The organism is Variovorax sp. OV329, assembly GCF_900114785.1.
In the GTDB taxonomy this organism is placed as follows: Bacteria; Pseudomonadota; Gammaproteobacteria; order Burkholderiales; family Burkholderiaceae_C; genus Variovorax.
In genome coordinates this window covers 279,481-290,744 of sequence record NZ_FOUG01000008.1, presented here as the reverse complement: position 1 = coordinate 290,744, position 11,264 = coordinate 279,481, and the positions used below count along the sequence as shown (strand labels likewise).

Annotated in this window: 12 protein-coding genes; 6 read left to right on the top strand and 6 right to left on the bottom strand. The window is 67.1% G+C overall.

Annotation, left to right across the window (positions count from 1 at the left end; all coding sequences use genetic code 11):
* Window positions 1-48: 48 nt before the first annotated feature.
* Complete coding sequence (locus tag BM345_RS16395; RefSeq protein ID WP_093381137.1) at window positions 49-276, top strand: helix-turn-helix domain-containing protein; 228 nt, start codon at window positions 49-51, stop codon at window positions 274-276.
* A gap of 512 nt (window positions 277-788) precedes the next feature.
* Here BM345_RS16395 and glmS read toward each other — a convergent pair.
* Entirely contained in the window at window positions 789-2,669 is a 1,881-nt protein-coding gene (gene glmS / locus BM345_RS16390; RefSeq protein ID WP_093381136.1) for a glutamine--fructose-6-phosphate transaminase (isomerizing), read from the bottom strand.
* Between the two features lie 140 nt (window positions 2,670-2,809).
* Between glmS and BM345_RS16385 the strand changes: the two genes are divergently transcribed.
* Window positions 2,810-3,307 carry an Lrp/AsnC family transcriptional regulator gene (locus tag BM345_RS16385; RefSeq protein ID WP_093381134.1) on the top strand — a complete coding sequence of 166 codons (498 nt, stop codon included), beginning with the start codon at window positions 2,810-2,812 and terminating at the stop codon, window positions 3,305-3,307.
* Window positions 3,308-3,315: 8 nt separating this feature from the next.
* Here the strand turns inward: BM345_RS16385 and BM345_RS16380 are convergent, their stop codons facing one another.
* Both BM345_RS16380 and glmU read right to left on the bottom strand, forming a co-directional pair.
* Window positions 3,316-3,816 (bottom strand): nucleoside deaminase, encoded by a 501-nt coding sequence (locus tag BM345_RS16380; protein WP_093381132.1) that lies wholly within the window; start codon window positions 3,814-3,816, stop codon window positions 3,316-3,318.
* Entirely contained in the window at window positions 3,816-5,228 is a 1,413-nt protein-coding gene (glmU, locus tag BM345_RS16375; RefSeq protein ID WP_093381131.1) for a bifunctional UDP-N-acetylglucosamine diphosphorylase/glucosamine-1-phosphate N-acetyltransferase GlmU, read from the bottom strand. The genes BM345_RS16380 and glmU overlap by 1 nt, the downstream gene beginning before the upstream one ends.
* Between glmU and BM345_RS16370 the strand changes: the two genes are divergently transcribed.
* Together BM345_RS16370 and BM345_RS16365 are read left to right on the top strand one after the other, a co-directional pair.
* Complete coding sequence (locus BM345_RS16370; RefSeq protein WP_093381129.1) at window positions 5,227-6,144, top strand: DUF6279 family lipoprotein; 918 nt, start codon at window positions 5,227-5,229, stop codon at window positions 6,142-6,144. The genes glmU and BM345_RS16370 overlap by 2 nt on opposite strands.
* Window positions 6,145-6,252: 108 nt before the next feature.
* Window positions 6,253-7,185, top strand: a complete 933-nt coding sequence (locus BM345_RS16365; RefSeq protein ID WP_093381128.1) for a glycosyltransferase family protein — start codon at window positions 6,253-6,255, stop codon at window positions 7,183-7,185.
* 9 nt (window positions 7,186-7,194) lie between these two features.
* On the opposite strand, the gene BM345_RS16360 is transcribed toward BM345_RS16365, so the two are convergent.
* Together BM345_RS16360 and BM345_RS16355 are read right to left on the bottom strand one after the other, a co-directional pair.
* Window positions 7,195-8,469 (bottom strand): hypothetical protein, encoded by a 1,275-nt coding sequence (locus tag BM345_RS16360; RefSeq protein ID WP_139237535.1) that lies wholly within the window; start codon window positions 8,467-8,469, stop codon window positions 7,195-7,197.
* Window positions 8,470-8,563: 94 nt separating this feature from the next.
* Window positions 8,564-9,304 (bottom strand): Crp/Fnr family transcriptional regulator, encoded by a 741-nt coding sequence (locus BM345_RS16355; RefSeq protein WP_093381184.1) that lies wholly within the window; start codon window positions 9,302-9,304, stop codon window positions 8,564-8,566.
* Window positions 9,305-9,410: 106 nt separating this feature from the next.
* Here BM345_RS16355 and BM345_RS16350 point away from each other — a divergent pair, with 106 nt between their 5' ends.
* Window positions 9,411-9,821 (top strand): BLUF domain-containing protein, encoded by a 411-nt coding sequence (locus tag BM345_RS16350; RefSeq protein WP_093381125.1) that lies wholly within the window; start codon window positions 9,411-9,413, stop codon window positions 9,819-9,821.
* Between the two features lie 19 nt (window positions 9,822-9,840).
* Here the strand turns inward: BM345_RS16350 and BM345_RS16345 are convergent, their stop codons facing one another.
* Entirely contained in the window at window positions 9,841-10,149 is a 309-nt protein-coding gene (locus BM345_RS16345) for a DUF2917 domain-containing protein (protein WP_093381123.1), read from the bottom strand.
* Window positions 10,150-10,282: 133 nt separating this feature from the next.
* Between BM345_RS16345 and BM345_RS16340 the strand changes: the two genes are divergently transcribed.
* Window positions 10,283-11,263, top strand: coding sequence for a LysR substrate-binding domain-containing protein (locus BM345_RS16340; protein WP_093381122.1), 981 nt, complete (start codon window positions 10,283-10,285; stop codon window positions 11,261-11,263).
* Window position 11,264 lies beyond the last annotated feature (1 nt).

The window sequence follows — 11,264 nt, the reverse complement described above, 5'->3', positions numbered from 1 at the left end:
CTGCCACTAAAAGCAGCAGGTTAGGGTTCTTACGTGGGTCAGATTTAGATGGAAATCGCCGGGGTTAGTGGGTCACTTCTAGATGGAAATCAACAAGCGCATCGCACCAAGCTCGGGTTGTCGGCTGCTGCATATGGCAAGCTTGTCGGCATGAGTGGCGCTACGGTGTATCTCTGGGAACAAGGGAAGTCGCGCCCCAATGAAGAACAGCTTCAGCGACTAGCTGCAGTCCGGACGCTTGGCAGGCGAGCAGCTCTCGAGAAAGCGAACAGCTAGCCGGTCCGCATTGAGCGCGGGACCAGAGCACCGGCGAGATGGTCGCTAGCCTCCAGCTTGAGCGGCCCACCACCCAACGGTCACTACTCGATCAACCTGGGTCGCTACCAGATACGCCAGAACGGACGCTTCTTCAGCCGCGCGGCTTCCAAGGGAGCCCCAATGGTTGTCGAACCAGCAAACCTGCGCCTTACTTCGCGCTCGTGCTCATGCGCAGGGCCACGTGCATCGAGATGGCCGCGCAACGCCAATAGGCGAAGTTGGTGCGCGCGGTCGAGCAGGTCCTCGTCGGAAAGTTGTGCTGGCTCGGTCATCATTGCGAATCAGATTTTCGCACTGTCTCCCTCCCCGCGGTGCGCTCGCCAAGCTCGTCCAGGTACCCTAGAGCGACCGGCCTCGATCTTTAGTCGAAAGTTCCCGCAACTCCAGAATGGACCGAGAAAGGGCATCTCCCCTTAGAAAATTCCCGCAACCTTAGTAAACCAAGGCGCCGCACGGAGGTGGCGACGACGTCACTCCACGGTAACCGACTTTGCCAGATTGCGAGGCTTGTCCACGTCCGTTCCCCGGGCGCAGGCCGTGTGGTAGGCCAGCAGCTGAAGCGGCACCACGTGCAGCAGCGGGCTGAGCGCGCCGTAGTGCTCCGGCATGCGGATGACATGGATGCCTTCGCTGCTCTCGATGTGCGTGTCGGCGTCGGCCAGCACGTAGAGCACGCCGCCACGCGCGCGCACTTCCTGCATGTTGCTCTTGAGCTTTTCCACCAGCGCATCGTTGGGCGCGACGGTGACCACCGGCATCTCGCTGGTCACCAGCGCCAGCGGGCCGTGCTTGAGCTCGCCGGCGGCATAGGCCTCGGCGTGGATGTAGGTCACTTCCTTGAGCTTGAGCGCGCCTTCCAGCGCGATCGGGTAGTGCAGGCCGCGGCCCAGGAAGAGCGCGTTCTCCTTGCGCGCGAAGTCTTCGGCCCAGCTGATGACCTGCGGCTCCAGCGCCAGCACGGACTGCAGCGCCACCGGCAGGTGGCGCATCTGCTTGAGGTGGCTTGCTTCTTCTTCCGCGCTGAGCCGCCCCTTGGACTGCGCCAGCGCCAGCGTCAGCAGGAACAGGCCCGCCAGCTGCGTGGTGAAGGCTTTGGTGGAGGCCACCCCGATCTCCACGCCGGCGCGCGTGATGTAGGCCAGCTTGCATTCGCGCACCATCGCGCTGGTGGCCACGTTGCAGATGGTCAACGTCTCTTCCATGCCCAGGCTGCGCGCATGCTTGAGGGCGGCCAGGGTGTCGGCGGTCTCGCCCGACTGGGAGATGGTCACCACCAGCGTCTTCGGGTCGGGCACCGATTCGCGGTAACGGTACTCGCTGGCGATCTCCACCTGGGTCGGGATCTTCGCGATGCCTTCCAGCCAGTACTTCGCCGTGCAGCCGCTGTAGTAGCTGGTGCCGCAGGCGAGGATCAGTACCTTGTCGATCTGCTGGAACACGCGGTGCGCGCTGGCGCCGCTGCTTTTCTGGCCATCGGGCGGGATGCCGTCGAACAGTTCAGGCACCACGCCTTCCACGCCTTCCAGCGTGTCGGCGATGGCGCGCGGCTGCTCGAAGATCTCCTTCTGCATGTAGTGGCGATAGGGGCCCAGTTCGGCCGCGCCGCTGTGCGCGTGCACCTGGCGCACCGGGCGCGTCACGCTCTTGTGGCTGCGGTCGGCGATCCAGTACTTGCCCGGCTGCACGTCGACCACGTCACCTTCTTCCAGGTAGATGATCTGGTCGGTCACGCCGGCCAGCGCCATCGCGTCGCTGGCCAGGAAGTTCTCGCCCTGTCCCACGCCCAGGATCAGCGGCGAGCCTGCGCGCGCGCCCACCACGCGGTGCGGCTCGTCGCGGCAGATGACGCCGATGGCGTAGGCGCCCTGCAATTGCTTCACCGTGGCCTTCACCGCCTCGAACAGGTCGCCGTCGTAGTGGCTGTCGATCAGGTGGGCGATGACCTCGGTGTCGGTCTGGCTGGCGAACACGTAGCCGCGGGCCTGAAGGCTGGCGCGCAGCGCCTCGTGGTTCTCGATGATGCCGTTGTGCACCAGCGCCACGCGCGCCGACTTGCTGCTGTCGGGGCCCTCGCCGGGGCCGCGGCTGAAGTGGGGGTGGGCGTTGTGCACCACCGGCGCGCCGTGCGTGGCCCAGCGCGTGTGGGCGATGCCGGTCAGGCCCTCGACCTTGTCCTCCTGCACCTGCGCCAGCAGGTCGGCCACGCGCGAGGTGGTGCGGGTGCGCGTGAGCTGCCCCGCGTGCACCGCCACGCCGCAGGAGTCATAGCCGCGGTATTCAAGCCGCTGCAGGCCCTGGACCAGGACGGGAACGATGTTGCGATGGGAGGCTGCGCCGACGATGCCGCACATGGGTAACTTCCTTGTTGGGGAACGAGAACGCGCCATGGTAGAACTGCGAATGAGAATATTGCTTTCCAATTTGGCACTTCAATGAAACAATATTCCATCACTCTTCGATGAAGAACTTTTATTTCTTATATTTTTAAATAATGGAATCTTTCGTCATCGACTCGGTCGATCTGCGCCTTCTGGACGCCCTGCAAGAAGACTCCTCCCGCACCAATCAGCAGCTGGCCGCCCTGGTCCATGTCTCGCCGCCCACCTGCCTGCGTCGCGTCCAGCGCCTGCGCCAGGCCGGCGTGATCGAGCGCGAAGTGGCACTGCTCTCACCCGACCGGCTGGCGCCGCTGCTCGGCCACGGCCTTCAGGCGGTGGTGGAAGTGTCGCTGGACCGGCAGGACGCCCAGGCGCTGGAGGATTTCGAGGTGCGCGTGATCGCCGACGAGGCGGTGCAGCAGTGCTACCGCGTCTCGCCCGGGCCGGACTTCGTGCTGATCGTGGGCGCGCGCGACATGCCCGACTACCTGGCGCTGGCGCAGCGCCTGTTCACCAGCGATGCCAACGTGCGCAACGTGCGCGCCTTCTTCAGCGTGAAGCGCGCCAAGTTCGAGCCGCGCCTGCCGCTGGGGCCGCGGACGCAGGCCTGAAAAAAAATCTAGGACTGCCAGAAGCCACGGTGCGGCGCGGCGGCTTCGTCCTCGATCAGCGGCCCCACCACTTCCACCCGGCGCTGCCCGCGCGCGAACACCTCGCGGCAGGGCAGCGAGAAGGTGGGGTTCTCCGGGTGGTCGCCGGTCAGGCCCAGCAGCGTGTGCTCCGACAGCGCATAGACCACGCGGCCGATGCCCGTCCAGTACACGGCGCCGGCGCACATGCAGCAGGGCTCGGCGCTGGTGTAGAGGGTGCAGTGCGCCAGCGCCTCCGGGCTCAGCGTGCGGGCCGCGAGCGCCGCGGCCACCAGCTCGGCATGCTGCGTCGGGTCGCCTTCGGGCGGCATGGAGTTGTTGCCGGCCTGCGAGACGATGTTGCCCTGCTCGTCGGCCACCAGCGCCGCGAAGGGATGGCGGCCGCGCGCCTTCGACTCCTCCGACAGGCGGATGGTCTCGCGCAGCAGTTCCAGCTCGCGCGCGCTCAGCTTGGGTTGCTCAGCTGTCATCACTTGTTCTTCACCGGCCGCTGCCAGTTGGGGTAGCTCGACTGGCGCGTGCGCGCCACCGTCAGGCCGCCGGGCTCGGTGCTCTTGCTGATCGTGGAGCCGCCGCCCACCGTGCCGCCGGCGCCGATGCTGATGGGCGCCACCAGCACGCAGTTGCTGCCGATGTGCACGTCGTCGCCGATGATGGTGCGGTGCTTGTTGGCGCCGTCGTAGTTGGCGGTGATGCTGCCGGCGCCGTAGTTCACCCGCGCGCCCACGGTGGCGTCGCCGATGTAGGCCAGGTGGTTGGCCTTGGCGCCCGGGCCCAGGGTGGAATTCTTGATCTCGACGAAGTTGCCGATGTGCACCTCGGGGCCCAGGCGCGCGCCGGGCCGCAGCCGTGCGAAGGGGCCGACCAGCGAGGCGTGGCCCACCGTGACACCCGCCTTCTCGCCGTCGATGTGGGTGAAGGGATGGATCACCGCGCCGTTCTCGATGCGCGCGTTCGCAATCACGCAGTTGGCCCCGATGCGCACGCCGGCGCCCAGCGACACCGCGCCCTCGAACACGCAGTTGACGTCGATCTCCACGTCGGCCTCGCACACCAGCGTGCCGCGCAGGTCGAAACGCGCGGGGTCCGCCATGCGCACGCCCTGTCGCATCAGCGCCTGCGCCTGGCGCTGCTGGTAGGCGCGCTCGAGCTGGGCCAGCTGCACGGGATCGTTCACGCCGGCCACCTGCAGCGCGTCGTCGGTGCGGTGGGCGACCACGGCCACGCCGTCCACCGTGGCCAGGCGCACGATGTCTGTCAGGTAGTACTCGCCTTGCGTGTTCTTGTTGTCCAGGCGGGCCAGCCAGGGCTTGAGCAGGCGGGTGGGCACGGCCATCACGCCGCTGTAGACCTCGCGGATGCGGTGCTGCTCGGGCGTGGCGTCCTTGTGCTCGACGATGGCCTGCACGCCCTCGCCGTCGCGCACGATGCGGCCGTAGCCGGTGGGGTCGTCGAAGTCGATGGTCAGCAGCGCCAGGCGCCGGCCGGCGCTGTCGGCCACCAGGGCCTGCAGCGTCTGGTCGCCGATCAGGGGCACGTCGCCCGACAAGACTACCGTGATGCCGTCGTCGTCCAGGTGCGGGTGCGCCTGCTGCACCGCATGGCCGGTGCCCAGCTGCGGAAGCTGGCGGGCGAATTCGAGCGGCGCGCCGGTAAAGGCCTCGGCCAAAGCGGTCTCGACTTCGTTGGCGCCGTGGCCGGTCACCACCACCACCTTGCGCGCCTGGATGCCCAGCGCCGTCGCCACCACGTGCGAGACCAGCGCACGCCCGGCCAATCGATGCAACACTTTGGGCAGGCTGCTCTTCATGCGGGTGCCTTTGCCGGCTGCCATGATGACCACGTCCACCGGCCCGAAATCGTCTTGCGGAATCTGTGCCATGCCTTCTTTCTCTGGAATCTGCCGCTGCGCGGGAAAAACTTTCGCAAGGATTATCGGCGCGCCACTGCTGGCCGCCGCCCTGGTGCTGGGCCTCGCGGGCTGCAGCACCGTCAAGCTTGCCTACAACAACTTCCCGGAACTGGCCTACTGGTGGCTGGATGGCTACTTCGACTTCGAAAGCAGCCAGTCCGCCCGCGCGCGCGACGAGCTCGACCGCCTGCTGGCCTGGCACCGCCGCGCCGAGCTGCCGCAGTGGATCGCTTTGCTGCAGAAGGCTCGGGCACTGGCGCCCGCCGACAGCACGCCGGCGCAGGCCTGCGAACTGGGCGAGGCCATGCGCACCCGCCTGCTGGCCGTGGCGGAGCAGGCCGAGCCGCCGGCCGCCGAGTTGGCCCTGACGCTGACCTCCGCACAGCTGGAGCACCTTCAACAGAAGTACGCCAAGCTCAACGCCGACTACCGTTCCGACTGGCTGAACAAGAGCCGCGAGGCGCAGCAGACCAAGCGCTACGAGCAATGGCTGGACCGCAGCGAGGACTTCTACGGCCCCCTGGACGAGACCCAGAAGAAGGCGATGCGCCAGATGATGGCCGACTCGGCCTTCAGCCCTGCGCTGTTCGACACCGAACGCAAGCGCCGCCAGGGCGCGCTGCTGGCCGGCCTGCGAGGCCTGGCCGCCATGCCCAACCCGACGCCGAGCGACGCGCGAAAGATGCTGCAAGCCTATGTGCGTACCGTGTCCGAGGCGCCGCCGGGGCGCTGGCGGGAGCAGCAGCAAGCCCTGTGGCAGGAGAGTTGCAGCAACTTCGCCACCCTGCACAACATGACCAACCCCGCCCAGCGCGAGCAGGCGGTACGTCGACTTGGCCGCTACGAAGCCGATCTTCGGGAGCTGGCCGGGCAGCAGCAACCGTGAACCGGGTCCGCCAAACGCACATCGACCATGTGACCAGTTGTTACTTGTAGTGCTATCTGATTACACTGTCGCCATCACGCGCGGCGTTTTCACGGCAACCCCTGGCGAATGAAGAAAACCATCCTTTGCACCCTGTTCGAAGGCCACTACCACTACGGCGTGGCGGCTCTGGCGAATTCGCTCCTGGCCAATGGTTTCCGGGGGGACCTCTGGGTGGGTTACCGCGGCCAGCTGGCCGGGTGGATCACCGAAAGCGGCGACTACAGCGCCGCCACCGGCCAGCTGCGGCTGAGCGAGCAATTCAGCCTGCGTTTCGTGAAGCTCGACACGCCCGTCTTCTTCACCTACTACAAGGCCACCTTCATGCGCGACCTGCTCGACAAGCACGCGCCGGAGGCCGACGTGGTGGCCTACATCGATCCGGACATTGTCCTGAAATGCCCCTGGGCGGACATCGCGCCGTGGTTCGAGGGCGGCATCGCCCTGATCGAGGACGTCAACTGGAACTTCCCGCCGCGCCATCCCAAGCGTCTGATGTGGAAGTCCTGGTTCGCGCCGCACGGCGTGGTGCAGCGGCGCGAACTGGACCGCTACTACAACGCCGGCTTCATCAGCGTGCCGCGCGAGCACGCCGACTTCCTCACCCTGTGGGGCTGGATGTGCGGGCTGGTGGCCGACTACAACACGGGGCTGAAGAACATCAAGTCGGGCAACGCGCCGGACCTGTTCCACTCCACCGACCAGGACGCGCTGAACTTCGCCCTCACGGCGCACGAAGCGCCGCTCAACACGGCCGGCGCCGATGCGATGGATTTCCTGGACGGCGGCTACTACTTCTCGCACGCCATCGGCTCGGCCAAGCCCTGGCTCGGCAAGCACCTGCAGCGCGCCCTGGGCGGCCGGCCGCCTTCGCCGGCCACCAAGGCCTACTACCGCTTTGCCAACCACCCCATACAGCTGTACTCACCGCTGCAGTTCACGCTGCGGCGGGCGAGCCTGGGGCTGGCTTCGGCCATCGGCCGCTTCTATCGCAAGGCTTAGGAGGCGGTCTCAGCCGCCGCGGCGCCAGTCTTTCATGCGCGCCAGCAGCAGCGCGTACTGGTAGGCGAAGTGCACGCCGCAGGTGGCCAGGTTGAACCCCAGCACCAGCGGCAGCGAGCTCACGCCCGCCCACGCCACCCAGGCCACCTGCACCGCCAGCACCATCGGAATGGTGAACCACTGCCGGGTGGTGGCGCCGCGCCCGGTCAGGGTGCGGAAGGCGAAGCCGGCCGAGTTCATCAGGATGGAAGCGCCCACCGCCATCCAAAGGTAGGGCGTCTGCGCCTCGTACTGGCGACCCAGCAGGATCATCCAGGCCTGCGGGAAAAGCAGCGCCGACAGGAAGATCAGCAGCATCAGCCCCAGGTAGGCGCCATGCACCCGCAGCAGCAGCGACACGAAGCGCGGCCCCGGCGTGGCGCGGGCAATGGCCGGGAACAACAGCATGTTGCTGACCCGGTCCAGCACCGTGAGGATCATTGCCAGGCGGGCGAAGGCGCCCACCTCGGCCATCATGTCGCTCGTGCCGAAGAGCGACACGATCAGCACCGTGACCACGCCCTGCACCTGGAAGAAGATGGCCGAGGGCACCAGCGGCGTGGCGATGCGCAGGGTCTCGCGATTCACCGCGTGGCGCTCGGCCTCGTCCAGCCGCCAGTCGGCGACGTGGTGGGTGCGCAGCGCGCGCGTCTGCAGCCGCACCGCCACCATCAGAGACAGGGCCGTGGCGCAGAACAGCCCCGCCATGGCGAAGCCCCCGAAAGGCAGTAGCAGGACGGCCGCCACGAGCACGAAACGCACGCTGTGCATGGCCAGGGCGGTGCGGTTGAGCGTGGTGATGTGCCCCAGCACCAGGAACACGGTGTGCAGGAAGTTGTCGCGCAGCGTGAGCAGCACGACCCCCATCATCACGCCCACGGCCAGCAGGAAGGGCCAGCCCAGCCAGCCGTGCTGCAGCGCGCTGTAGTAGCCGTAGGGCAGCACCAGCACCACGCCCACTGCCAGCAGCAGCCAGCGCCAGTGGAATATCTGGTGGCACACGCCCACCACCCAGCGCTGCTCGCCGGCACGCTGGCCCACCACGGGCAGCACGCAATGCGACAGCCCCAGTTCGCTGATGCCGGACATCAGCGTCATGCTGGCCAGCAGGAAGGTGTAGACGGCGTACTGCTCCTTGGGCAGCAGGTTGACGATCAGCAGGCCCGCCACCCCACCCAGCGCGACGCCGAATGTCTCGACGCCCCCGACCATGACGACTTGGCGGATCCGGGCGTAGAGGCTCATGGAGTGCAGATGCGATTCAGGGTTTGGGCTGGCGCCGACGATACGCGAAGCCGGTGAAGGCCCGACGGGGCCCGGCTGCTGCGGCGGCCGGAACTCATATCAGCGGCGCGGGCCGCAGGGGACGGTCGAAGTAATCGCCCAGGTTCTGGAGTGCCAGCGGGTCCAGGATGCGCAGCCAGCCGCGGTCGATGCGGAACAGCCCCAGGCGCTGCAGGCTGCGCATGGTCTTGTTGGTGTGCACCAGCGACAGGCCCAGCGCATCGGCGATGTGCTGCTGCTGGAAGGGAAACTCCACCCAGCCCTCGCGCTCCATGCCCACCCGCTGCGCGCGGCGGTACAGGTGCATCAGCAGCATGGCCACGCGCTCGGCGGCGCTGCGCCGGCCGGCGGTGACCAGGTTGTCGTCCACGAACTTCTCCTCGCGCGCGGCCAGCCAGGTGATGTCGTAGCCCAGCTTGGGCTGGGTGTGGAACACCTCCCACAGGTCCTTGCGCTCGAAGACGCACAGGGTGACGGTGGTGGCCGCCTCCACGCCGTGCGTGAAGCTGTCGGCGAATTCGTCCTGCAGGCCGAGGAAGTCGCCCGGCAGCAGGAAATTGAGGATCTGGCGGCGGCCGTCGCGCAGGGTCTTGTAGCGGAAGGCCCAGCCGGAATAGAGCGTGAAGAGCTGCGGGCTGGCCCGGTGCTCCTCGATGATGGTGCGGCCCGCCTCCACCACGCGGGTGCTCTTGCGGTAGTTCTGGATCGCCAGCAGTTCCGAGGCCGGGATCGGCAGGAAGGCCGGATTGATGCGCAGGGCACAGTGTTCGCAGGGCCTGGGCCCCTGCGGCGGCATGACCGGCTTGAGATGGTCCTCGAACTGCACCTGTGAACTATAGGCCACAGCGCTATGTCTTTTGACATTTCGCTACATCGGCGTGGTTCCTAGACTGCAGCGCACAATGAATTTGCCCAGCGCCGAGCACTTGCACGAGATCTTCTATTGCAGCCTCCTGGCGCCCGGTGAGTCGCCGCGCACGGTCGCCGGCATCCTGGCGCAGTCGCGGCAGGCCAACGCCGACAAGGGAATCACGGGTCTGCTGATCTTCGACGGGCTGCACTTCCTGCAGCAGGTGGAAGGGCCGCGCGACCAGGTCCAGGGGCTCATGGGCCGCATCACGGCGGACCCGCGCCATGTCGGTATCCGGGTGATCTTCGAGGGGCCCTTGCCGGCGCGCCGAAGCAATGTCTTCGAAATGGGCTATTCGGAACCAGACGAAGACGACGTGCTCTACGAACGCATGGTGAATGAAGGAGAAGCCGGGCTGCTGCGCTTCCTGGCGCAGCGACCGAGCTACGACATCCGGCGCTGAAGCCGGTGCGCCTGTTCGATCAGGCGGCGTCCCAGGTGTAGGTGGCGCCGAAGCCGTCCCACGGCTCCATCACCACGCGCTCGCCCTTGGCCAGCTGCAGGCTATCGCCGGGGCTGAGCACCAGGTCTTCGCTGCCCCATTGGGTGGTGGCATCGCGGGTGACCCACACCCGGCCCTGGCGGATCTTGAGCACGCTGGCCGACTGGGCACGCAAGGACATGGCCTGACCGGCTTGCAGTTGCCAGGCGCCGCGGCGCACGGCCGGCGGCACCGGCGCTTGCCGGCTCAGGCTGGGGATCGACGACGACGAGAGGACGGTAGCGGTCATGTTCAACTCCTGTGCGGCACTGCTGCAAAAGGGGCAGTTGGCGCGTTTCGGGAATGAATGATCTCGCCGTCGCCCTTCCCGGTCCAATGAAAACCAGCTAGCCTACTGATTCCGTTTTCGCATCAATCCAAAAGTGCAGCACTCCCAGACCCACCTCCGTTCCCGCCCCGTCTCGGCCGGCCACCTGCGGGCTTTCGAGGCGGTGGCCAGGCATCTGAACTTCCGCGCCGCCTCGGAGGAAATGGCCCTCACACAGTCGGCGGTCAGCCGGCAGATCCAGTCGCTGGAGGAAGAAATCGGCGTGCCGCTGTTCCTGCGCCACACCCGCGCGGTGGAGCTGACCAGCGCCGGCGCGCAGCTGCTTCTCGCCGTGCAGCAATCGCTTCCGCGCATCGATGGCGCGGTGCGGCAGATCCGCCAGAGCGCCGGGCGCAAGAGCGTGGCCATCACCACCTTTGCGTCTTTCGCATCGATGTGGCTGATTCCCCGGCTGGAGGCCTTCCAGCGCGACAACCCCGACATCGACATCCGCATCGACGCCAGCGACATGGCGGTGGACCTGGACGTGGCCGACGTGGACCTGGCGCTGCGCTACGGCCCACCCTCCAGCATGCCGGCCGGCGCCATCCGCCTGTTCGGCGAAACGCTCACGCCGGTGGCCAGCCCCTGGCTGATCAAGAGCAGCCCCTCGATCAGCAAGCCCTCCGACATCGCCCACTTCACGCTCATCGAAGCGGGCGATGCGCACCGCACGCACCTGGAATGGCTGACCTGGCGCCGCTGGTTCGAGGTGCACGCCCTCTCGCGCACGCAGCCCAAGCGATGGCTCTACTTCAACTACGCCTACCAGATGGTGCAGGCCGCTCTCACCGGCCAGGGCGTGGTGCTGGCGCGCAGCTCGCTCATCTCCGACAGCCTGGCCAGCGGCGACCTGATCGAGGTGCTGCCGCAGCAGCGCATGGATTCGCCCATGGCCTACTGGCTGCTGGGCGGACCGCGCAGCACGATGCGTCCGGAGGTGCAGGCCTTTTCCGACTGGCTGCAGGCGCAGGCCGCGACCACCCGCCAGACCATCGGCGAGGGCAAGGATCCGGATCTGGAAGATCTGGATTGAG